The following is a 22,869-nucleotide window of genomic DNA, read 5'->3' as shown; positions in this document are numbered from 1 at the left end:
GGCAAGCAAATATCAGCATTTCAGCTATAAGGAGAGAAATCATGGCCGATCTTTTTGAAAATCCGATGGGAACCGACGGTTTTGAATTTGTCGAATATGCGCACCCCCAGCCGGAAGAGCTGCGCGACTTATTCGAAAAACTGGGCTTCCGTCTGGTCGGACGCCATAAAAGCAAAAATGTCACGCTGCACCGCCAGGGGCAGATCAACTTCATCATTAATGCCGAACCCGATTCTTTTGCACAAAAATTCGCAGCAGAGCACGGTCCCTGCGCCTGCGCCATGGCTTTCCGTGTCAAAGATGCGAAAAAAGCCTACGCACGCGCCATTGAAATGGGTGCAAAGCCGGTTGAAAACCCCATCGGTGCGGGTGAACTGGAAATCCCCGTTGTCGAAGGCATCGGCGGATCGCGCCTGTATCTGGTTGACCGCTACGGCGATAAAGGCAATATCTATGATGTCGATTTCAACATGGTCAATGAAGAGACAAGCGGTAAATATGCCGATGGCGGTCTGACCTATATCGACCATCTGACCCATAACGTCCAGCGCGGCAATATGAATGTCTGGGCGAAATTCTACGAAGATTTGTTCAATTTCCGCGAAATCCGTTATTTCGATATTGAAGGCAAGCTGACAGGTCTGGTCAGTAAAGCCATGACCAGCCCCTGCGGCAAAATCCGCATTCCGATCAATGAATCGCAGGATGACAAATCGCAGATTGAAGAGTTTCTGCACAAATATAAGGGCGAAGGCATCCAGCATATCGCCCTTGGCACCGATGATATCTACACCACCGTTGAAACACTGAACGGTAACGGCATCGGTTTCCAGACCACACCTGCGACCTATTACGAAAAAGTCGACAGCCGCGTTCCCGGACATGGTGAAGACCTTGAAAAAATGCAGAAGCTGAACATTCTTGTTGACGGCGCGCCGACGGAAGGCCAAGGCCTGTTGCTGCAAATCTTTACACAAGAAGCGATCGGCCCGATCTTCTTTGAAATTATCCAGCGCAAAGGCAATGAAGGCTTTGGCGAAGGAAACTTTCAGGCGCTGTTTGAATCGCTGGAAGAAGACCAGATCCGCCGCGGCGTATTGAAAGCTTAAAAAAAACGAACTGAAAAAAGGAGCAGACGCACATGAAACTGGCATCCTTAAAAGACGGGCGCGACGGTCGCCTTGCCGTTGTCACCAAAGACCTAAGCAAAGCAAGCTTTGTCGGTGAAATCGCGCCGACACTGCAATCCGCGCTTGATAACTGGGCGGAAATGGAACCGAAACTGAAGAAAGCTGCCGAAGAGCTGGAAAACGGGCAGCGCGACGGTTTCCCCTTTGATGCGGCGGCCTGCGCTTCACCGCTGCCGCGCGCCTATCAATGGGCGGATGGCAGCGCCTATGTCAACCATGTCGAACTGGTGCGCAAAGCACGCGGCGCGGAAATGCCGGAGAGCTTCTGGACGGACCCGCTGATGTATCAGGGCGGCTCTGACAGTTTTATCGGCCCGCGCGATGATATCGCCGCCGCCGATGAAGCATGGGGCATTGATTTCGAGGCGGAAACCGCCGTCATCACCGATGATGTGCCGATGGGCGTTACGCCGGAGGAAGCCGCAAAACATATCAAACTGGTGATGCTGGTGAATGACGTATCGCTACGCAATCTGATTCCCGCAGAGCTCGGCAAAGGCTTCGGCTTTTTCCAGTCAAAACCCTCCAGCGCCTTTTCACCTGTGGCGGTATCGCCGGAAGAGCTTGGCGCCGCATGGGACGGCAAAAAACTCGCTTTGCCGATGCTGGTGCATTATAACGGCAAAAAATTCGGCAGCCCGAATGCCGGTGATGACATGATCTTCGATTTCCCGACACTGATCGCCCATGCCGCGAAAACGCGGCCGCTGGTCGCCGGAACGATCATCGGCTCCGGCACGGTCTCCAACAAGGATGCCGGCAACGGTTTTGCCTGTATTGCTGAAATCCGCACGCTGGAGAAAATCAATAACGGCGAAATCACGACCCCGTTCATGTCTTTCGGCGACACAATCCGCATTGAAATGAAAGATACGGATGGCGCGTCTATTTTCGGCGCAATTGACCAGAAACTTGTACGTTACGAGGCATCTTCCGCCAAGAAGAACGCCGCCTGAAAGGGAAAGGGTAAACCGGAATGACAACACCTTCACTGCCGAAACCCCATAATTATACGATTAAAGCCATAAAAGAAGAACTCGCCTCTGTTGCGCTTGGTATGTATGGCAGTATGGGTCCGTCACTTTACGAAATGGAACGTATTGAAAACGATATCCGCCATCTTCCTTACGACAAAGCGGCCGAGAAAAACTATTCCGGCTATTCCGAAGGGCTGTTTGAATGCCTGTGGGTGTTGGATAAGCACCGCGAAGCTTTCGGAGAAAATACACCGATATCCCTGCCGCGCAAACTGGATGATTATCTGGATGATGTCTATGACCATGATTACAGCGTGCGTCCGCTGGCGGATGCCCTGAAATCTTTCTATGACAGTGAGCTGGAAGTGAAACGGCAGGAAGAACTGGCCGCCGCCCGTGAAAAACGCAATCATCAGCAAAACCAACAGCGCAACAATCTGCGCCAGTTTATCAAAAAGCCTCCGGGACCGAAGAGATGACATCTATGCCGCAGCACTACCGCGCAAAAGATATAAGAGACGAACTTGTCAATCAAATGACGGCCATCCATTACGGCAGCCGCGTCCGTGCCGAAGCCGCCATGAAATCCGTCGAAATCACGACGGCCCGTATGAGCTATGAAGACGCAAAAAATGATAACGGGACGATCTTCTGGAACGGGCTTAGCGAATGTATCTGGCTTTTACAAAATATCCGCCGCTTAAATGGTGAAGCAGCCACTGTGACGCTCTCAAAACCTATCGGGCATTTGGTGGGCCGGAATGGTGATATGAGTGCCATTACAAAAGAACTGAAGCCTTTTTATGACCGCATCAACACGGCAAGAGACCACATGGCGGCAAGAATAGACAAAGACCGGCAAAATGCCGCACAGAATTTAAAACACCGCAATCTGCGCAACTTTCTTCGTAGGTGAGTACAAATACAGGAGCTGTGAATCATGCTGACACTTTACAATTATTTCCGTTCCTCCACCTCTTACCGCGTCCGCATCGGACTGAATTACAAAAAAATTCCCTATCAGCAAAAAGGCGTTAATCTGGTCAAAGGCGAGCAATGGGCCGAAGATTACCGTGAAATGAACCCGCAAGGGGCTGTCCCGGTGCTGGTTTTTGAAGACGGGTATGTTTTAACGCAATCACTTGCCATACTTGATTATCTGGAGGAAAGCTATCCCGGCCCCAGCATCTATCCCGAAGGCGCAAAACAGCGCGCTTTTACCCGCCAGATTGCCCTGATCGTCTCCTGCGATGTCCACCCTGTCAATAACTTGCGCGTTTTGAAGTATCTGACGGGAAAACTGGGCGTCAGCGAAGAAGAAAAAACAAAGTGGTATCAGAAGTGGATTTATGATAGTATGACCTCAATCGAGATTATGCTTAATAAAAGTCCGTATCATACAAAAGGGGAGTATTGCTGCGGATCGGCACCAACGCTTGCAGATATGTGCCTTATTCCGCAAATCTATAATGCAAGACGTTTTAATTGCGATATGTCGCGTTTCCCCTTGATTGAGGCTGTTGAGAAGAAGTGTCTGGAACATCCGGCTTTTATTGAAGCCGATCCGCACAGTCAGCCCGATACCCCCGCAGAACTGCGTAAAGCAGCCACGGCATAACCCGCTCGGAGGAGAGAGAACAAAACCATGGAAAACGTTACCGGCAACAGCTCCCGTGTTTTTGAAGGTCATTACAGCGATCTGGGTGACTGGAAACGCGGTGATGTGGATTACTTCGTCGTCCCGCAGCGCTGGGAAGATTACACGGCGGAAGAACACGCGATCTGGCGCGATCTTTACCACCGCCAGATGGAAATCCTGCCCGGTCGTGCCATCAGTCTTTTCATGGATAACTTAAAAGCATTGGGCATCAATGACAGCCAGATCCCCGATTTTGACGAGGTGAATAAGGTTTTAATGGAAAGAACCGGCTGGAGAATCGTCGGTGTTCCCGGGCCGATCCCCGTAGAGCCTTTCTTTGAGCTTTTGGCAAACCGCCTGTTTCCGGTCGGCACATTCATCCGCACCCGCGACCAGTTTGATTATATTCAGGAGCCTGATGTCTTCCATGACCTGTTTGGTCATGTGCCGATTTTGGCTGATCCTGTTTTTGCCGATTATATCGAAGCCTATGGCCGCGGCGGCCTGAAAGCCGCCGACCACAAGGCCGTTTACATGATCGGGCGTCTTTACTGGTACACGGTTGAATTCGGCCTGATTCAGGAGCCGGAAGGTTTGCGCATTTACGGCGCAGGAATTTTATCCTCACCGACGGAATCGGTTTTCGCGCTCGACAGCCCGTCTCCGAACCGGGTGAAATTCGATGTGAAGCGCCTGCTGCGCAGCCGTTTCTTCATTGATGATTTTCAGGATACTTATCACGTCATCGAAAGTTTTGATGAATTATTTGAAGCAACAAAGCCGGACTTTCTTCCCTATTACGAGGAAGTCCGTCAATTGCCGACGATCCAGCCGACAGAGCTGACGGACAGCGATATTGTTCTTCATAAAGGCACGGGTGAATACGCGAAAAAGGCGGCGGCAAATAGGGCGGAAAGAAAGAAACAAAAGCAGGAGGCCGCCGAAAAAGCGGGTACATAGCGCCCATGGAAAAGAAGCCAGACGAAGTTCACCAGCAGCAAATCCGCAAAAAAGCCGGATCGCTTTATTGGAACGCCCGCCAGCGCGCCACTGACAAAGGCATCAGCTTCTCCCTTAGTAAAGAATTTATCGAGGCCGCTCTGAAAAAGGGCAAATGCCAGGCGACAGGCGTTTCTTTCGACTTTAACGAAAGCAGCGGCGGCAAAGGCCAGTCCAATCCCTGGTCGCCCTCTCTTGACCGTATCGACCCCAATAAGGGATACACAAAAAAGAATGTGCAGGTCGTTGCGCTGATCTATAACCGCGCCAAAGGCGCAGACAGCGAGGCCGATGTCAGGCTGCTGGCACGCAAATTGTGCCAAAGAACCGGACACCGCAGCTGTAAGAAATAACAGGATAACAACATGTCAAAGAAACCTGCCACAAAACGTCAAAAAATTATCGGCGGAATCTTAGGCGGCACGGTTGCCGCATTTGCCGCCGGGCTGGTCGGTGTGGAAGCCGTCGGTTATACCGATGAAGCAACAGCACGCGATGTACTGGAAAATCAGGCACATTTGCAAAATGTCGAAATTACCGGCAAAGCCTCTTTTAAAGACTGTTTCGGTTCCGGCGCGATGCGCACCGCCTTTACGGCGGAAGCCAATGGCAAGAAAGTCGAAGGCGCGGTTTGCAAAACCTTCTTCCAACCTGTTTATGTGCGCTATACAACGCCGCCGCCGGTTAAGCCGCAAAAGTAATATTTATATTGACATAACTATGTATGTCGCGTATATATAGACCATCTTAAAAACGTCCAGAAGTCAAAACCCCGCGAAATTCGCGGGGTTTTGCTTATTCTGTTGCGCTCATCAGCATTTTAGCTGCGGAAATCCTGTATATAGCGTTTCACTGCGCGCGCCATATTGGCATGTTTGGTGCCAATATGTTTTGCGCCGCGACCGGCAAAACGTGTCGCACCGATAACAGCGCCGACACCGTCATCCGCAACATTCTTGGCTTCGGTTAACACGGCATCCTTATCACCGGATTTAACGGCTGTGACGATATTGCCGCCGCGCTCGAACGCGTAATCTTTCGCTTCGCCGACTTTGGCGACCACGCCGGAAACACCGCCCGCTTTTTGAAATTCCTGATACAAATAGCTTGTGACTTCCTCCGTTGCATATGCCACGGCAACATCCACGACTTTTTTGGTGACTTTGTTCATTTTTAAAAACCCAATCCTTGCTGATACGGCCTTTTTCTGTGGCCGGATATTCCAAACATAAAAAATTCTTGTGAGTCGTTTTATCAAAACGACCGTCATTGATTAGCATGGTTTTATTTTTATGTCAATATATTCGGGGAAATATCAGGTAAGAAGATTCAAAAGCTCTTCCGTCACTTCCGGCCTTTGCCCGAACCAGTAGGAAAATCCCGGCACAGCCTGATAGGCCAGCATGCCGATACCTGTCACGGTTTTCAGCCCGCGTTTTTTTGCCCGCTCCAGCAAATCGGTTTCAAGCGGTGTGTAAACAAGGTCATAAACAACCGCCGTATCTTTCGGTAAATGGCGGATGATGGTCAGATCAGGTTCGTCCTCATTGCCTTCCATCCCCAGCGGTGTCGCATTCACCAATAAAGTCACGGTTTCGAACAATGCCGGGTTTTCACCCCATTCATAAACGCTGATCCGGCTTTTTTCCGTTGTGAAATCTTCTGCCAGCTGCGCGGCTTTCTTCAGGTTGCGCGCCATAATATATATCTGCGGCACACCGCTCTGCGCCAGACTATCCACTGCCGCCCGTGCTGCGCCGCCGGCACCCAGCACCAATGCCGTGCAGTTTTTCGGCTCCCATTCCGGGACGCTGTTTTGCAAATTCTTCAGAAAACCGTAACCATCGGTATTATAGCCTTTCAGCTTACCGTCTTCATCCACCACCACGGTATTGACCGCACCGATACGCTCTGCGGCAGGATCAAGACTGTCCATCAACGGCACAGCGACTTCCTTATGCGGAATGGTCAAATTCCATCCGGCATAGCCTTTTTTAATCAGATGCTGGAAACCGTCGGCAAGCATATCGGGCTGCACGGCAATTTTCTCGTAACTGCCCTCAATCCCGTATTTTTCCAGCCAGTAATTATGCAGGATCGGCGATTTCGAATGTTCAATCGGCCAGCCGATAACGCCCGCACGGCGGAAGCTTTTCTGTTCTTCGCTCATAATTTCTGCACCTTCTTCGTCTTTCCCTACATATCCGCCCTGACAAGCCGGATATCTTCCGCGCCGGAGAGCAGCATCGCCAAACGGTCAACACCAAGCGCAATACCGCTGCATTCAGGCATACCATATTCCAGCGCAGAAATAAAATCTTCATCAACAGGATAATTTTCCGCATAAATCTGTTTTTTCTCCCGCATTGCATGCACAAAACGGTTTTTCTGTTCCGCCGCATCCGTCAGCTCGCCAAAGGCATTGGCCAGTTCCATACCGCAAATATAGACCTCAAAACGCTCCGCATAACGTGAATCTTCCGGTTTTTTACGTGACAGCGCCGCCATACCCGCCGGATAATCATACAGAATTGTCGGCGCAGGATGCCCCAGCTGCGGTTCAATTTTCTCCAAAAAAATGCGGAAGAAAATATCATCCCATGTATCACCGTCATGGGCAGGGCAGTCTGCCTGCTGCGCCGCTGCGGCAAAACCGTCATAATCCTCCAGCACCGCTTCCAGATCCACGCCTGCATATTGCACAAAAGCCTCTTTTACACTGATAAACTGCCAATCCGCAAAAGGATCGGAGATTTGATCGCGCCAATGAATGACGCCATCGGCGACCGCACGGATCATTTCCACGGTTTCCTCCATCAATCCGCGATAAGACAGCCCTGTCTGATACCATTCCAGCATCGTAAAAGCAGGGCTGTGCAGCGTTGAGCCCTCGGCATTGCGGTAAACCTGACAGATTTGAAAAATTTTCGGCAGCCCGGCAACCAGCAGTTTTTTCATCGCAATCTCGGGGCTGGTATGCAGGCGCTTTTCGGCAAAATCTTCCCTATTCACATCGTAAAGCCGCGTTTCAAAGGCTTTCACATGCACTTCCATACCCGGGCTTGTTTGCAAAGCAGATGTTTCCACTTCAAGATAACCGCGCGCGGAAAAAAACTTCCTTATACCGGAAACCAGCCGCGCACGCTTTTCCAGATGCAGAATCTTCTCCGCAAACACTGCCGGGCGCCACCATTTTTCTTTTTCTTTTCCGATATTTGGCATTTTAAACGCTGTTTTTCCTTGCATTTTCATGCAGATTATGTTAATTTTTTGTTAAGGTAATGTTACGTTTTAAACAGTTGAGCAACAGGAATCAAGAGAGCAAAACCATGCGCAGAAAAACAATGACCGAACTTCTGTCTTCCTATGCCGGTACGCTTTGCGGCATTGTGCTGATCACCTCGCTGCTGCAAAGCTGGCAAACAGATTCTATTCTGGTTCCCGCGCTGACAGGACTCGCGGTCTGGTCAACCAGCTTTCTTGCCTTAACGGAATCCTATCTGGCACGCCATTTGAAAATAGAGTGGCTGGGGCTGTAATTTTTATTCCACCAAAGATTTCAGATAAGCAAGACAGTCGGTTCGTCCCGGCCGGAAATCCTTATCGCGCCACCATGTTTCGACCTTGCGCAACACATCGCCCAGCTCTTTTCCTTCTTCGATCCCCAGCGCCATAACATCCTTACCCAGAACCGGAAAGCGCGGCAGGCGGCAGGATGTCGCCAATTGGTATAAATGACGGTAGGTATCGCGTTTCTTGGCATCACGCTCCCGCGCCGCTGCCAGCAGCAACATATCACGCAGCAGACTATTGCCGTTATCATAGACAAATTGCCGGATTTCGAATTCCGTCATACCGGGCCAGATTTTTTTTATCAGTGCCGGATCACGCAGGGTTTTCCATTGTTTTTCCGCACTGCGCGGCAGCCGGAACAATTCCACATCTGCGGTAAAAAGCGCAGCGAGGCGGCGCATCGCATCATAATCCGTATCCCAGTATTCTTCCTGCTTAATCAGTCTTTCCAGCACATCAAGTGCCGCATCCTGCTGCGCAACACAGCGCAGGACGCCGGTTTCCTCCATAAAATGTAAGGAACGCGCCGCCGTTTTGGCCTCCAACAGACGCAAAAATTCATGAGTGATACGTTCTTTTGATAATTTGGGAATTTCCGCCGCATATTTTGCGCAGGCGGCAAGTGCTGTTTCATCGGGCGGTGTTCCGCCGGCATAATGGGCGTAAAAGCGGAAAAACCGCAGAATGCGCAGGTAATCTTCCTGAATGCGGGTTTCGGCATCACCGATAAAGCGGATCAGCCCCTGCCGCAGATCCCGTACGCCGCCAAAGAAATCATAAACCTTGCCGGTCATATCGCAAAAAAGCGCATTCACCGTAAAATCGCGCCGCGCGGCATCCTCCTGCCAGTTTTCGGTAAAGCTGACCTTTGCATGCCGCCCATCCGTTTCAACATCACGGCGCAGAGTCGTGACCTCGAAAGGCATCCGGTCGACAATTGCCGTCACAGTGCCGTGTTCCACCCCTGTCGGGACATATTTGATCTTGGCTTCCGCCAGTAAGGACATCACCCTTTCAGGCGACAGCGGTGTGGCAAGATCAATATCGCAGACTGTGCGGTTCATCAAGGCGTCACGGACGCAACCGCCGACAAAACGCGGCGCTGTTTCCGCACCATCCGCCGACAGCGCCGTAAAAAGACGTTCCGTTTCGGGATAGGCAATCCATGCCGGAAGGCTGCTTAACTGATAGGAAGGTTCCATTTTTCCACAAGCGATTCAAACTGTTCCTTTGTCAGGCGCGCGGCTGCCGCATTGCGGTGACCGCCGCCGCTGATGCCGTATTTTGACCCGATTTCCTCGGCGGCGCAACTGACATCGGTTTCCGGCGTACTGCGGAAACTGATCGCAATACTTTTCCCGTCAGGTTCGTCACGGCACAGCATAACGACTTTCCGGTCACGGTCACAAACCTCCTGAAAACGGAACCAGAATTCACGCCCGAAACTGCGGATATCGCCGCGGATGAAACCGACCTCGCATCCCTCAAGCGCTTCAAGCCCCGGCAGGGTCACATATTGCAAATCGGCCAGCACGTTTTTAATACGGCTCAAATAGATATCGCGCCGTTCATGCCCGCGCGCCGATAAGAGCGCACGCTCGTCATCAGAACCTGCCAGCTGACTGAATTCTTCGGCAAAGGCTTTAAAATCTTTAACCGGCAATGTATCCATTCCGGCGGCAAAGCTGAAAAAATCCTGACGCGATCCCAGCGTATCGGTCCGGTACAGATCCATCGCCTCAACCAGATCAATCACGAAGGGGCGCGGTTTTTCCGGATGCAGCATATCCCATGTCAGTCCGGCACCGGAGCGGTTCATATCAAACACAATCTCGCATTTCGGATGCGAGAAGTTTTTCAGCATTTTCTCGGCACTGACATGATGGTCGTAAATAATGACTTTGCCGGCTTTTTCCGGCAGCATCTCCAGAATGGGGCGCGGCGGAACGATATCGCAGAAATAGACAATGGTCTTTTCCGTGACATAGTCATCAATTGCTTTTAAGAGAACATCATCCTGATCATGGGTGAAACCGACATAAGCCGTATTATCATATCCAAAGGCCTGCAAAGCCGCCCATGCAGCCGTACTGCCATCCAGACAGGGATGATGGTAAAAAATAAGTTTTTCAATTTCCATCGCTGCCTTCTTTTTATTTATGCGCGTGGATTATTCGACGTCGAAACCCGATGTTTTGACACTGCCGTCTTCACTGACCGTAATTTTTTCGATTTTGGCCTGCGCTTCTTTCAGCTTGGCTTCGCAATGCTGTTTTAAAACCATGCCTTTTTCATAGGCTTCGATAGAAGTTTCAAGATCGCCTTTGCCGGATTCAAGTTCGCGCACAATCCGTTCCAGTTCGGTCAAGGCATCTTCAAAACTTGTTTTGCCGATATCCTGTTTTGCCGTCGCGCTTTCTGCCATTCCTATCCTCACTTAATTCTTATGCGGTTTTACGCATATCCTGAAAACAGGGCATTGTGTGTTCCGCCGCCGTCAGACCCAGCGCCTGTTCCAGCGCACCGCACAGCATCTGCCCCAGTGTGATATGCATTTCCTGAATACGCGCCGTTGTCGGCGATGGTACTTTCAGAACAATGTCACAAACATCCGCCATTTTACCGCCCGTGCCGCCGGTGAAACCAACGGTGACGATACCTTCTTCCCGCGCCAGCTTCAGCGCTTTCAAAACATTGGCGCTATTGCCCGATGTGCTGATGCCGATGGCGACATCGCCTGCACGGCCCAAAGCCTCGATCTGGCGGGAGAATAAGTCTTCAAAACCGAAATCATTCCCGATCGCCGTCAGGGCGGATGTGTCGGTTGTCAGTGCAATTGCGGCAATCGCTTTACGGTCCGTTTTATAGCGTGCCGTCAGCTCGGTTGCCAGATGCTGGGAATCCGCTGCGCTGCCGCCATTGCCGAAAAACATGACTTTACCGCCTTCTTGAATGCTGCGGATGCAGGCATCCAAAAGCGCCGCAAAATCTTTTTTGAGCAGATGCGCCGTTTGTTCAGCCACTGTGACATGTTCGGCAAATTCGCTGTTCCAGAATTCTTCAATAGGCAGGGTCATGGTTTCAGACTCCAAAAAATTAAATGTTATTTATATTATTCCGTTTTCTTATGGCATAGCAGGCCTTGGCGGGCAAGGATTCTTTCATCCTGCGGCTATTTTACTGCGCGGTTTTCAGCGGTCCGCGTTTGTTTTCGGTCAGCTGTTCCTGTGTCAGTTGCAGCCCGAAAATAATCTTATAGCGGGCGGAGAGTGCCAGATCAGCCAGCGGAATATGCTGCTGCACATTCTCAACCGCCAGCCCTGCGCCGCTTTCTTTGTCAAATTCGATCGAGAGCGGGAAAACCTCTTTCGTCAAAATCGCCTCATCCGGGCCGAGAATGGCGATAAAATAAGAGAAATCTTTTTGCGTCAGCGGCGTATCCGTTTTGCGGTTTTCAGCGTAGAAGCTCAAATCCAGTTTGATATCCACGGCTTTTTCACCCTTTTGCACAAAATCACAACTGCCGCGAAAATCCTGCAAGGCCACAAAAGCGGTTTCCTGCCCTGCCGCATCTTTAAAGACAGCCGTATCGGTGTAATGCATCAACCCTGTTTGCGGGCAGCGCAGCGAGGGCGCAATTTTGCCTTTTTTCAGACCGGAACATCCCGCCATCAACAGCGGAGCGCAAAGTACCGTGACGGTCAGCAGTTTTTTAAACAGACGCTTCTTAAACATATTCTTAGGGTCTCTCTCGACAAAAGCTTCGGATATCTTTATATAAACCCCATGAGCAAGAAATATCAAGATAAGTCTTTGACAATCCTGCTGGCCAATCCGCGCGGATTCTGCGCAGGGGTGGACCGCGCCATTCTTATTGTCGAAAAAGCGCTGGAAAAATACGGCGCCCCCGTCTATGTCCGCCACGAAATCGTCCATAACAAACATGTGCTGGATGATCTGCGCGCAAAAGGCGCGGTTTTTGTTGAAACATTGGACGACGTGCCGGAAAATGTGCCGGTGATTTTCTCCGCCCATGGCGTCCCCAAACGCGTTCCCGAAGCGGCGCAAAAACGCGGTATGTTCTTTATTGACGCGACCTGTCCGCTGGTCAGCAAGGTTCACCGCGAGACCGAGCGCCATCATAAGGACGGGCTGCATGTCTTGCTGATCGGCCATGCCGGACATCCGGAAGTGATCGGCACAATGGGGCAACTGCCTGACGGTGCCGTGACACTGATTGAAACCGCCGCAGATGCCGAAAACTTTAACAGCACCACACCGGAAAAATTGGCTTATGCCACACAGACCACACTTTCCGTTGATGATACGCAGGGCATTGTCGATATTCTGCTGCGCCGCTTTCCCGCAATTGCTGCGCCGAAAAAAGAAGATATCTGCTATGCCACCACCAACCGCCAGAATGCCGTCAAGGCCATTGCGCCGCGCTGTGACATGCTGGTTGTGATCGGTTCCGCCAATTCTTCAAATGCCAACCGTCTGGTGGAAACGGCGCAAAAACACGGATGTGAAAACGCCTATCTGGCGCAAAACAGCGATGCCGTTGATTGGGACGGCATTGCGGAACATGTCGATACGCTTGGTCTCTCCGCCGGCGCCTCCACACCGGAGAAACTGATTCAGGGCGTCATTGACACCGCCGAGTCTCTGTTTGGCGGTATCAATATTGAACATGCCACAGTTGCCGAAGAAAACATCACCTTCAAACTGCCGCGCGACGTTGCCGCATAGTAGCGTACGTGTAGTAAAAAACATTGAATTAATATATAACATTGTTACTTTAACTCATAAAAGTTTCAATTTTTAATATCGCGAATTGGTAAATGTTTAACTTTAAGGAACAATCTACAATTCCTTCATTTAATGAAAGTGGCCTAATCCCTCCTTTTTTGGGAGAGGATGCCACAACAATCCAGTCACCCTATAAAACAACTATTCAAGACCTAGTCACATGTTTTGCAATTTCCGCAGAACGGATATCTATTCTTATTGGCTTCTTAGAATTACGAAAAGTCCTTAACAAATGTGGAATAAACAATGGCTTTATGTGGGTTGATGGTAGCTTCTGCGAGAACATTGAGCTTATTCAAAACAGACCCCCAAACGATATTGATATTATCGCCTTTTTACATCTGCCTGATGAATATGTAAATAATAGTAATGAGCTGTTAACAAATTTATTAGATAATGGACTAGTGGTGTTAGATGTAGATGGGAACCCCACTCTAGCGGATTTGAAAGAAAAATATCACTGCGATTTTTATACACAAGAATTAAATTCGCCCCCAGAAATGCTAATTGATAGGGCATCCTACTGGGTACAACTTTTTTCTCATCAACGTAAAACACATCAAAGAAAAGGGATGCTTCAGGTTCCAATATTGAGAGAAGAAAATGAAGAAACCCTTTTGAAGATACTTAAAACGCGGAAAGAAAGTAATGGCGAGTAAATTCGAGATAGACATGCTTTCTGCTGAACTTGGAAAAATCGATATCCTTTTGCAAAGGCAATCTGATAGCTTTTCCCTCTCCGACCTGTCTTTAAAAAAGAGGAAAATCGAAGTAGAAAAGCAAATCCAAGAACTAATTAACCATAGATCCAACATAGGAGAAGTGGCGCTTCTCTTTAATGGAGATCCCGTTACTGGATCCTATGGCATCAATGCCGACTTTGCTTCTGATATACTAGCTAAATTCAATCGAATGATTGATACAACAATGGAGCTCGTGACCAGAAGTAGGAACGTCAAGCATAGCGCAACAGATGCCACTTTAGAGCATATTCCATCAAATCTCTGTATTACTAGTATCGCTCATGGTTCTTTCGGTTTCTTAATGGAAGAAATTGATACAAAACCAATGCCACTATTTGCCACTCCAATTAAAGAAGCCATTGAAAAATCTGCAGATATATTAGATGGTGTTACATCTCAGGATGATGAACGCTTTGATGAGATTGTACAGGATATAGACCACGCAGTTTTTTCTGCCCTAAAACAATTTATAAAAACCTTACACAAACATAACTCCAGATTAAAACTTTACGAAGCCCACCGAAGCTTTGATTTTGATAATTATGCTATTACTAGAGCATACAACCGTACAGATCAGTCCGAGGTAGACGAAACTGAAGTTCGGAAAGTTGGGCGTCTCATTGGTGTATTACCCATAGAAAAGAAATTTGAATTTCAGCCTGATGGAGAAGAAGAGCTAATATCTGGAAAAATTGGTTCTAGGTTTTCTGAAGCATATATACACTCTTTGGATACAAACGAAAAAATTATTAACAAGAAGTGGTTAGCGCACTTCACAAAAAAAACCTTCAAGACTGTTCAAAAAGAGCGCATTACCTACCGTCTAGAATGGTTGGAAGATGCCGCAAAAGGTGATTAAAATCACATTAATTTTACATATTAAATTTTTTATGTTATAGTAGCCCCATTGATTTTACCCGCGCGGAAATGCGGAAAGGACGGCAAATATGACACAGGAATGGGGACAGGATGATCAAGGCAGGCTGCGCGCCGCAATGCAGGCCGCCAGCGCCAATCCCGAACGGCTTTTTATCAATGCCGCCGCCAATGGTGACAGTAAAACCGTTCATTATATGCTGACACGTGATATCAACTGTCCCGGTCATTACGGCACGGAAAACGGTTATATTGCCTTAAAACCCGCCGCCTATCAGCGTGCTTTCGATGCAGCCGCCAAAGGTTTTAAAGGCGGGGTTATTCATGCCATTTTGACACATGCGCCGGAACGTGTGACAGGTTTTTCCACCTCTGCAGCCGTGTTTCAGGCGTTATTTGCCAATCCCGTCATTTATCCCGAAGCGGAACTTCTGATCAAAACCGCGCTTGAGAAAAAGCCCGACAGCCTGCCTTATGAAATCCATGAGGTCGCGCAGCGTCTGGTCAAAGCCGATGACGGACAGAAACAGCATTTGCGCGCCCATATGGATGACTATCTGATGTTTTACGCCAATAAGAAATGCTATATCGAAATCGGCAAACATCATGCGCAAAACCCCACCCCGCTGATGAACAGCTTCGGTAAAGGCAAAAACAAAGAGAAAATCGAAGATAAAAGCGGTAAAAAAGAACTGCCGCCCTATCTGCGCCCCGTAAAGTAAAATAAGCATTACCTTCAGTAAAACATTGTCACAGACGGTGATTATCTCTTAAAATCGGCCTCATGGCTGTTTACACAAATATCGGACGTTCCGCACTGGAAAGCTTTCTGACGCATTACAAGACGGGTGCGTTAAAAAGCTATGAACCTGTCGCGGCAGGCATTAACAACAGCAATTATTTACTGGAAACGGACTCCGGACGCTATATCCTGACCCTGATTGAAGATTTCTCTCCGGGGCGCGAGGCACTGCCTTACATCACCGCATTGATGGACAGACTGAATATCGCAAGCCTTCCCTGCCCGCGCATCCTGAATGATAAAGACGGCGGAAAAATCGGCGTTTTATCCGGAAAACCCGCCCTGCTTCTCAGCTTTCTGGAGGGCAGCGCCCCCGCGCCGATTACTCCTGCTCATTGCGCCGCCTTGGGGGACTGCCTTGCCCGCATGCACAAAGCCGGACAGAATTTTGCATTGAAGCGCCCGAATCCGTGGTCTCTGCCCCGCCTGCTGCAACGCAAGGACGATTATCTTTCCTATGCCGACAGATTTGCGCCCGGTCTGTCAAAAAAACTGTTGCCCGTCATCGAGCGTTTACAAAAAAAATGGCCGGAAAATCTTCCGACGGGACATATTCATGCCGATCTGTTCCCTGATAATACGCTTTTTCAGGGGGAACGTCTGACAGGCATCATCGATTTCTATCTGGCGGGAGAGGATTTTCTGGCTTATGACCTCGCCATCTGCGTCAATGCATGGTGTTTTGATGATGAAAAAACCTTCAATACGGAAAAATACACCGCTTTGCTGAACGCCTATCAGGCTGTGTTGCCGCTGACGGACGCGGATAAGAAATCCCTGCAAATCCTGCATCAGGGCGCAGCACTGCGCTTTTTAATGAGCCGCCTTGCCGAACGGTTCAACCGCCCGCAGGAAGCGCTGGTCACACCGCATGATCCGAACGAATATCTACAAAAGCTGGACTATCATCTTGAACATGATATCCGCTGCGAAACGGGGGCCGCGTGAAAAAAGTCGATATTTTCACCGATGGTGCCTGCAGCGGTAATCCCGGCCCCGGCGGCTGGGGCACGATTCTGCGTTATAACGGGCATGAAAAAGAGCTCTCCGGCGGCACAAAAGATACCACCAATAACCGCATGGAAATGACAGCCGTCATCGAGGGATTGAAGGCTTTAACCTCTCCTTGCGATGTCACCATCCACAGTGACAGCCAATATGTGATCGACGGCGCAACAAAATGGCTGCAGGGCTGGAAAAAACGCGACTGGAAGACAGCCGGTCGCAAACCGCTGAAAAATTCAGGCCTGTGGAAAACCATGGATGAGGAAATGGCCCGCCATCACAGCGTAAAATGGATCTGGGTCAAAGGGCATAGCGGTCATCCCGAAAACGAACGCGCCGACCAGCTGGCGCGTGATGCCATCCCCTATCCTTTTCCGGGTGAAGAGGAATAACTACATTTTCGGGCTGATATTGGCCGAAGCGAAAATCTGCCGGTCTTCGGTCACGCGGTTGAATTTAAAATCCTCTCCGAACCAGCCGATACTGGCACGCACATTCAGCGCTTCCCCGTCCAGTTTTATCGTCAGTGTCGCGGATTGCGCCTGTGAATTATCGGTATTGCGGAAACGGCCATCCTCAAATTTACTCTCCTCCGCATTCGGCGTCAGATCGCTCATCACCATCAGCCCCTGAATGCTACGCGATGTTTTATCGACCCGTAACTTAAATTCTTCAATCGCTGTCGGCGACGCCATCTGCAAATAACCGCAGAATTTGCTGTCATTATCTTTGCAGGGAGCGATTTCAACCACGCCGATCTCTTCATTTTCCCAAACGCCCTCCATATCATTTGCGCCGCCCGCCATCACCGCAGGCGCGGCGGCAAGGCCGCTGAATAAAATGGACAGCGTCAGAAAAGCCGTGCGCTTGAATTTACCCGTCGTCATAACCGGATTACCTGCCTTTTTTATTATATTATACGGAAACTTTGTTAAACAGCGGTAAACCCGCTAAACCGCTCCGTTATTTGCCTTTATATGATATTTGTGATATTATGTAACATCGTTAAGGCGTAACAGGGGACAGGGCTGCAGCCATGCTCAGAAAGATTTTTCGTACCACATTGCTGGCCGGCGTTTCGGCGCTTACCCTTGGCGCAGGCGCGGCAAATGCGCAGAATATTCATTTTGACGATTCGCAATATACGAATTTAACAAATACATTTCAGGATATATGTGTCCCGCAGACGAATCTTTCCTCCCAGAATTCCGTAACAATGGTACAGCAACAAACGGCGGAACAGGCACTGTTTGCCCTGCGTTCCAGCCGGATGGCCGCTACATTTCTGGATGAGCAGGGCGATGAAGTCTGTCTGTCCGGCTATGATGTTCCGGTGCAGGTCGATCGCGGCGGCATGCCGCTTATTCCGGGCGAACGTATCCAGAAAAACCAGATTGCACAAACGGCGTTGTTAATGGTGGATAAGCTGGTCAATGGCGATCTTAATCTGCGCGGCTATCCCGAAAGCGGCAACTGGCGTCCGCAAACGGTTGATGACCATTTCCGCATGGCCGTGCGTATTGCGATGACTGCGGAAATTCTGCAGGAAATGAAAGACAGCGGTTACCCCGATGCTTATAACGCCGCCACACAATCGCGCTACGGCAGCGTTTTCCGCGCTTTCGGCAGCGGCGAGAACAGTCTTGGCAATAATGCCTATGACGGCACGGCGCATGTCCGCGCCATACGGGAATATTTCCGCAGCCATTACCGTACGCCGCGTATGGGGCATTATTCCGAATATGGCGGTATACGGGGCGAAAGCATTTACGGCAATACGCAATCCGCGCCGCAGGCTTCTCTGCAAAGCCTTTACGGCATGGGTGAACGCCCTGATAAGCCGAATATTTTTGAAGCGAGCTTCCTTGAAACAGGATTTAACCTGCACTATTTCCTGCAGGCCGCACCGCGCAATAACCCGATCTTCTCCCCTCCGCACGGTCATAAAAACCGCTATTAGAGCGCCCGGCGTTCCATATGGACGCTCTTAAAATTCTTGTCCTTTGCTTTTCCTGCCGCTAGAGTGTTCGTGAAAACGAATAAACAGCGAAGGAACAAGCAGATGCAACTTCACAGCGTACGCGTTTATAAAGAGGCCGAAACTCTTGCCAAACAGGAGCAACTGGCGTGGAAAATGGCCAAAATGGCCGCCGACCCCGTCGCGGTCGATGACGATGTCACTGAAATGATCATCAACCGTATGATTGATAATGCCTCTGTTGCCGCAGCATCTTTGAACCGCGGTCCGGTTGTCACCGCACGGGCGCAAGCGCTTGACCATGCCCGTCAGGGCGGCGCCAATGTCTTCGGTCTGCCGATGGGGCACGGCGTCAGTGCCGAATGGGCGGCCTGGGCGAATGGAACCGCCGTGCGCGAACTGGATTACCATGATACGTTTCTTGCCGCCGATTATTCACACCCTGCGGATAATATTCCGCCGCTGCTGGCTGTTGCGCAACAGACCCTGCGCAGCGGTGAATCCCTGATCCGCGGCCTTGCCACCGCTTATGAGCTGCATGTCGCACTGGTAAAGGCCATCTGCCTGCATAAACACAAAATCGACCATATCGCGCATCTCTGCCCTGCGGCCGCAGCCGGAATCGGCACGATGATGGAGCTGGATACCGAACTGATTTACCAATCCATCCAGCAGGCGCTGCATGTCAGCTGCACCACGCGTCAATCACGCAAAGGCGCGATTTCCAGCTGGAAGGCTTTTGCCCCCGCCCATGCCGGTAAACTGGCGATTGAAGCCGTCGACCGCTGTATGCGCGGCGAGGGCGCGCCGTCACCGATTTATGAAGGCGAGGACAGCGTCATTGCATGGATGCTGGACGGGCCGGATGCGCTGTATCAGGTTCCGCTGCCGGATGAAGGCGAGTCCAAACGCGCCATTCTTGAAACCTATACCAAAGAACATTCCGCCGAATATCAAAGCCAGGCACTGATTGATCTGGCCGCACGGATGGGCGAGAAAATCGACGATTTTAATAAAGTCGAAGATGTGCTGATTCATACCAGCCACCACACCCATTACGTCATCGGCACGGGCGCGGGCGACCCGCAGAAAATGGATCCGAAAGCCAGCCGCGAGACGCTGGATCACAGCATCATGTATATTTTCGCCGTCGCCCTGCAGGACGGCAGCTGGCATCATGTCAATTCCTATGCGCCTGAGCGGGCGCAGCGTGAAGACACGGTCAAGCTGTGGCACAAAGTCCGCACAGTCGAAGACCCTGAATGGACGAAACGCTATCACGACCCCGATCCGCAGAAAAAAGCCTTTGGCGGCCGTGTTGAAATCACAATGAAAGACGGCACAAAAATCATCGACGAACTCGGCGTTGCCAATGCCCATCCCGCCGGTGCGCGTCCCTTTAAACGTGAAAACTATATCGATAAATTCCGCATGTTGTGCGAAAACGTCATTGCCGAGGAAGAGCAAAACCGCTTCCTCGACCTCGTCCAGCGCCTGCCCGAACTCGGCGAGGAAGAGCTGCGCGGGCTGACGATTCAATGTCCTGACGATCTTGAAAAAGGCAAGAAGGGCCTGTTTTAAACTTTTGTAAAAAAAAACGGCACAACAGAAAAGGCCCTGCAATGCAGGGCCTTTTCTTTAATACGGTTATTGCGGAAGGGGCTTCTTAGAAGCCGCCGCCCAGCTTTTTGTTACCGCCGCCGAAGCCTTTGCTCGGGGGGGTAGACGGGCCTTTTTTGTCGTCATTTCCGAAGAAATCACCACCAAGGCCAGGGCCGCTGTTGCCGCCCGCACCCGGACCGATACCCGGAGGCGTGATGTCAACATCAACCGCTTTCAGCGTGTTTGTGTCTTTATCAACTTCGACGCGGACGCCGACATCAATGACTTTGGAGACATCGTTGAAAGCTTCAACGAACATATCATCCAGTTTGCTGTCAATGCCGCGTACGGCGGATGCAAAGTCGATTTTGTTTTTCGCAGCATCTTTACCGCCGACCATCATCAGTTTCTGTTCGGGCGGCAGTTGTTTGGCCATATCAGCCAGCGAACGCATACCGCCGACCATAACCGCCAGATTGGCGCGTTTGCTGTCATCGGACATGCCGGAGATTTTTGCCGTTTGCTCGCTCGGATAAGCTTCCATATCCAGAATTTCAGCAACGATGCCGGAGATTTTATCGCCAAGACCTTGTTTGATCTCTTCGTAATCTTTCGGCGAACGAACCGTTTCCAGAACCAGAATGGCGCTGACAACGTTTTCAGCACTTGCATCGCTTTCCGCAACAACTTTTGCGGGGCCGACAACGCGTGCGAGGAAATCAACATCGCGTGTTGCCATCAGCTGGTTTTCGATCTGGTCTTTAATTTGATTTGCAACTTGTTTTTGCTGTTTTTTCAACTGCTTGAGCTGTTCCTCATTATACTGACCGCTCATTTTGATCATGTCAAATTGCTGGTTCAGCTGGGAATCAATGCTTTTATGCGCCATTTTCAGCTCTTCATCAAAGCGGCGAACATGCGACTTCACGCCAAATTCATAGGCTTTTTTGATGGTTTCGTTTTCAGGCAAACCGGTGTTTTCGAATGCCAAGGATGATTTCATATTCATGGGTCTTCCCTCCTCTTTCTTTTCAGGTCACGCAGCTTTTAAAAATTTCAGCCTATCCGGTTTTGATGTCGGAACAAGCGGAAAACCCTTAAAAAGCCCGATTCTTTTTCAGTCTTATGTTATTTAAGGAGAAGGCTAGCATGCCGTCTTAGGGAAAACAAGATTTATTTACGAAAAATTAACGATTAGCGTAAAAGCCGGAAAAATCAGAATTTTCCGCCGCACATTTTTGATAAACGGTCATATTCCCGTTTTGTATCGATTGCCTGCTGGCGGGCGCGCTGTTCCCGCTTCATTTTTTCAATAACGACCGCCACTTTCTGATTAACCGCCTTCAGCATATCCGCCTGAATACTGTCCCGCTGGCTTGCCGGCCCCGGACCGACGACACCGATGCGGCGTACCTCATTCATCACGACTTTTTTAATTTCCGGCGCATATTCGCGCGCCATGCGGCGGTTGACCTCAACATGTTTCATTTCATGCGCCAAAGTCGAGCGGTAACGGCATTTATTCTGCAATTGCTCACGGGCAAGATAAACCGTCGGAATTGTGCTGATCGTCACCGTAATTGATTCAAACCACAGACAGCTTGTCTTGAAAAGCTGATGCGTCTGCGACCTGACGCTGGCCTCTGTGGTAAAATAGGTTTGCCCGTCGGTTAATCCGGTCACGCGCGTTTGCACATTCGCGCCATAAGGCGAGATCGTATCAATATTGAAATTCTGCAATTCGGCATAGCTTTTGGAGGTATCGTATTTGACGGGCACATCATCAACCAGCACATTAATCGCCGGATGGGAACGGAATTCACTGCACGATGTCACGGCGGCAACAGGCGCAAGATAGTCCCGAAAATCCGGCTGCACAACAACAGTAGGGTCAAAAAACATCAATACCGCCCGTTCTCCCGTTTCGAACCGCCAAACACGGTCTTTCTTGTTATATTTTAAACGGAAAAACTTGCAGATTACTTAATGACCGCCCTCTTCACGGTGAAAAACAGCCGCGCCGGCTTTTTTTACCTTCCCGACCGCTTTGCCAAAAGACAGGACATTTTCAATACGCTTTTGTAGAAAAACTTCGGTCTCTTCGTGATTTTCCGATTCGTCGCGCAGCCAGAATGCCGTCGTTGTCGCCAGCACACCCGATAGCAGCATTCTTTTCGTGTAATGATTGTAATCCGTTGCCGTATCCCCTGCCAAAAACCATATCTGGTCAGCCGTGTGCCACAGCATTTTCGGCACATGCCGCCCCCGCACAGGTGAAGAGGACATAAAACGTACGGAATTTTTTACCGCCTGCTTATGCGGCAGCAAAACATCCAGCCGCGTTTTCACGCCCGTAAATATCTTTTCGCGTATTTTCAAAGAATTAAACGTCTTCATAGCCGCAATTTTTTCCGTCATCCGGCAGTCGGCCCAATCCGAAAAATACAGCGCCGCATCAAGAGCGTCACGAAATTCTCCGTGTTTCCCGTCACCCTGAAACTGCTGAAACACCGTTTCAGACCAGCCGTCAAATCCGAAAACAGGCAGAAGTTCCAGTAACGCCTTATCCTTGTTTTCCGCTTTTTTATCACTCTTTTTTTTCATTCTGCCCACAGATTCTATTTACCTTGTTGAGATTACCGCTATTATAGTGATAAATTCCCGCTTGATGGAATA

General features: G+C 50.0%; 29 protein-coding genes. 17 read left to right on the top strand and 12 right to left on the bottom strand.

The genetic code is table 11. The features are described from left to right. Positions 1-41: 41 nt before the first annotated feature. The 8 genes from hppD to HND56_01540 are packed head-to-tail and all read left to right on the top strand — an operon-like array spanning position 42 to position 5,506. A complete protein-coding gene (gene hppD / locus HND56_01575) occupies positions 42-1,109 on the top strand; it encodes a 4-hydroxyphenylpyruvate dioxygenase (protein QKK04453.1) in 1,068 nt (355 codons plus the stop codon). A gap of 32 nt (positions 1,110-1,141) precedes the next feature. Next, positions 1,142-2,146, top strand: coding sequence for a fumarylacetoacetate hydrolase family protein (locus HND56_01570; GenBank protein QKK04452.1), 1,005 nt, complete (start codon positions 1,142-1,144; stop codon positions 2,144-2,146). 20 nt (positions 2,147-2,166) lie between these two features. Beyond that, positions 2,167-2,646, top strand: a complete 480-nt coding sequence (locus HND56_01565) for a hypothetical protein (GenBank protein QKK04451.1) — start codon at positions 2,167-2,169, stop codon at positions 2,644-2,646. After that, positions 2,643-3,083 (top strand): hypothetical protein, encoded by a 441-nt coding sequence (locus HND56_01560; GenBank protein QKK04450.1) that lies wholly within the window; start codon positions 2,643-2,645, stop codon positions 3,081-3,083. The genes HND56_01565 and HND56_01560 overlap by 4 nt, the downstream gene beginning before the upstream one ends. Positions 3,084-3,107: 24 nt before the next feature. Next, the gene (gene maiA / locus HND56_01555) at positions 3,108-3,785 is read left to right on the top strand and encodes a maleylacetoacetate isomerase (GenBank protein QKK04449.1); all 678 of its coding nucleotides are present in this window, start codon (positions 3,108-3,110) and stop codon (positions 3,783-3,785) included. A gap of 27 nt (positions 3,786-3,812) precedes the next feature. Beyond that, entirely contained in the window at positions 3,813-4,766 is a 954-nt protein-coding gene (locus tag HND56_01550) for a phenylalanine 4-monooxygenase (GenBank protein ID QKK04448.1), read from the top strand. A gap of 5 nt (positions 4,767-4,771) precedes the next feature. Next, entirely contained in the window at positions 4,772-5,158 is a 387-nt protein-coding gene (locus tag HND56_01545; GenBank protein ID QKK04447.1) for a hypothetical protein, read from the top strand. Between the two features lie 12 nt (positions 5,159-5,170). After that, positions 5,171-5,506 (top strand): hypothetical protein, encoded by a 336-nt coding sequence (locus HND56_01540; GenBank protein QKK04446.1) that lies wholly within the window; start codon positions 5,171-5,173, stop codon positions 5,504-5,506. A 119-nt stretch (positions 5,507-5,625) separates the two neighbouring features. On the opposite strand, the gene HND56_01535 is transcribed toward HND56_01540, so the two are convergent. From HND56_01535 to genX, 3 genes are all read right to left on the bottom strand, one after another. Beyond that, a complete protein-coding gene (locus HND56_01535) occupies positions 5,626-5,976 on the bottom strand; it encodes a hypothetical protein (protein QKK04445.1) in 351 nt (116 codons plus the stop codon). Positions 5,977-6,120: 144 nt separating this feature from the next. After that, positions 6,121-6,975, bottom strand: a complete 855-nt coding sequence (locus HND56_01530; GenBank protein ID QKK04444.1) for a shikimate dehydrogenase — start codon at positions 6,973-6,975, stop codon at positions 6,121-6,123. Positions 6,976-7,001: 26 nt separating this feature from the next. Then, positions 7,002-8,027 carry an EF-P lysine aminoacylase GenX gene (genX, locus tag HND56_01525; protein QKK04443.1) on the bottom strand — a complete coding sequence of 342 codons (1,026 nt, stop codon included), beginning with the start codon at positions 8,025-8,027 and terminating at the stop codon, positions 7,002-7,004. A 107-nt stretch (positions 8,028-8,134) separates the two neighbouring features. On the opposite strand from genX, the gene HND56_01520 reads away from it, so the two are divergent. After that, positions 8,135-8,344 carry a hypothetical protein gene (locus HND56_01520; GenBank protein ID QKK04442.1) on the top strand — a complete coding sequence of 70 codons (210 nt, stop codon included), beginning with the start codon at positions 8,135-8,137 and terminating at the stop codon, positions 8,342-8,344. Between the two features lie 3 nt (positions 8,345-8,347). Here HND56_01520 and HND56_01515 read toward each other — a convergent pair whose 3' ends face one another. The 5 genes from HND56_01515 to HND56_01495 form a co-directional block, all read right to left on the bottom strand. After that, positions 8,348-9,580: a CCA tRNA nucleotidyltransferase gene (locus HND56_01515; GenBank protein QKK04441.1), complete on the bottom strand. Its 1,233-nt coding sequence runs from the start codon at positions 9,578-9,580 to the stop codon at positions 8,348-8,350. After that, entirely contained in the window at positions 9,559-10,518 is a 960-nt protein-coding gene (locus HND56_01510; GenBank protein ID QKK04440.1) for a hypothetical protein, read from the bottom strand. The genes HND56_01515 and HND56_01510 overlap by 22 nt, the downstream gene beginning before the upstream one ends. Positions 10,519-10,548: 30 nt before the next feature. Beyond that, a complete protein-coding gene (locus tag HND56_01505; protein QKK04439.1) occupies positions 10,549-10,803 on the bottom strand; it encodes an exodeoxyribonuclease VII small subunit in 255 nt (84 codons plus the stop codon). A 19-nt stretch (positions 10,804-10,822) separates the two neighbouring features. After that, positions 10,823-11,455: a D-sedoheptulose 7-phosphate isomerase gene (locus tag HND56_01500; GenBank protein ID QKK04438.1), complete on the bottom strand. Its 633-nt coding sequence runs from the start codon at positions 11,453-11,455 to the stop codon at positions 10,823-10,825. Positions 11,456-11,555: 100 nt separating this feature from the next. Next, positions 11,556-12,113: a hypothetical protein gene (locus tag HND56_01495; GenBank protein ID QKK04437.1), complete on the bottom strand. Its 558-nt coding sequence runs from the start codon at positions 12,111-12,113 to the stop codon at positions 11,556-11,558. 51 nt (positions 12,114-12,164) lie between these two features. Between HND56_01495 and ispH the strand changes: the two genes are divergently transcribed. The 6 genes from ispH (at position 12,165) to rnhA (ending at position 17,005) form a co-directional block, all read left to right on the top strand. Beyond that, positions 12,165-13,127, top strand: coding sequence for a 4-hydroxy-3-methylbut-2-enyl diphosphate reductase (gene ispH, locus HND56_01490; GenBank protein QKK04436.1), 963 nt, complete (start codon positions 12,165-12,167; stop codon positions 13,125-13,127). A gap of 92 nt (positions 13,128-13,219) precedes the next feature. Further along, a complete protein-coding gene (locus HND56_01485) occupies positions 13,220-13,846 on the top strand; it encodes a hypothetical protein (protein QKK04435.1) in 627 nt (208 codons plus the stop codon). Further along, positions 13,836-14,789, top strand: coding sequence for a hypothetical protein (locus tag HND56_01480; protein QKK04434.1), 954 nt, complete (start codon positions 13,836-13,838; stop codon positions 14,787-14,789). The genes HND56_01485 and HND56_01480 overlap by 11 nt, the downstream gene beginning before the upstream one ends. Positions 14,790-14,877: 88 nt before the next feature. Next, entirely contained in the window at positions 14,878-15,528 is a 651-nt protein-coding gene (locus HND56_01475; GenBank protein QKK04433.1) for a hypothetical protein, read from the top strand. Between the two features lie 62 nt (positions 15,529-15,590). After that, the gene (locus HND56_01470) at positions 15,591-16,556 is read left to right on the top strand and encodes a homoserine kinase (protein ID QKK04432.1); all 966 of its coding nucleotides are present in this window, start codon (positions 15,591-15,593) and stop codon (positions 16,554-16,556) included. Continuing rightward, positions 16,553-17,005 (top strand): ribonuclease HI, encoded by a 453-nt coding sequence (rnhA, locus tag HND56_01465; GenBank protein ID QKK04431.1) that lies wholly within the window; start codon positions 16,553-16,555, stop codon positions 17,003-17,005. Before HND56_01470 ends, rnhA begins: the two co-directional genes overlap by 4 nt. Here rnhA and HND56_01460 read toward each other — a convergent pair whose 3' ends face one another. Next, on the bottom strand, positions 17,006-17,500 hold the full coding sequence (locus tag HND56_01460; GenBank protein QKK04430.1) for a DUF2147 domain-containing protein: 495 nt from the start codon (positions 17,498-17,500) through the stop codon (positions 17,006-17,008). It abuts the gene before it with no gap. 149 nt (positions 17,501-17,649) lie between these two features. Here HND56_01460 and HND56_01455 point away from each other — a divergent pair, with 149 nt between their 5' ends. Continuing rightward, positions 17,650-18,573, top strand: coding sequence for a hypothetical protein (locus tag HND56_01455; GenBank protein ID QKK04429.1), 924 nt, complete (start codon positions 17,650-17,652; stop codon positions 18,571-18,573). A 102-nt stretch (positions 18,574-18,675) separates the two neighbouring features. Then, the gene (locus tag HND56_01450) at positions 18,676-20,172 is read left to right on the top strand and encodes an MmgE/PrpD family protein (GenBank protein QKK04428.1); all 1,497 of its coding nucleotides are present in this window, start codon (positions 18,676-18,678) and stop codon (positions 20,170-20,172) included. Between the two features lie 85 nt (positions 20,173-20,257). Here HND56_01450 and HND56_01445 read toward each other — a convergent pair whose 3' ends face one another. From HND56_01445 to HND56_01435, 3 genes are all read right to left on the bottom strand, one after another. After that, positions 20,258-21,202, bottom strand: a complete 945-nt coding sequence (locus HND56_01445) for a hypothetical protein (protein QKK04427.1) — start codon at positions 21,200-21,202, stop codon at positions 20,258-20,260. A 206-nt stretch (positions 21,203-21,408) separates the two neighbouring features. Continuing rightward, positions 21,409-22,095: a hypothetical protein gene (locus HND56_01440; GenBank protein QKK04426.1), complete on the bottom strand. Its 687-nt coding sequence runs from the start codon at positions 22,093-22,095 to the stop codon at positions 21,409-21,411. Between the two features lie 81 nt (positions 22,096-22,176). Further along, on the bottom strand, positions 22,177-22,797 hold the full coding sequence (locus tag HND56_01435) for a COQ9 family protein (protein QKK04425.1): 621 nt from the start codon (positions 22,795-22,797) through the stop codon (positions 22,177-22,179). Positions 22,798-22,869: the final 72 nt, after the last annotated feature.

The sequence above is a fragment of the Pseudomonadota bacterium genome (genome assembly GCA_013285465.1).
In the GTDB taxonomy this organism is placed as follows: Bacteria; Pseudomonadota; Alphaproteobacteria; order Micavibrionales; family CSBR16-224; genus CSBR16-224.
This window is presented reverse-complemented; position numbering and strand designations above follow the sequence as displayed.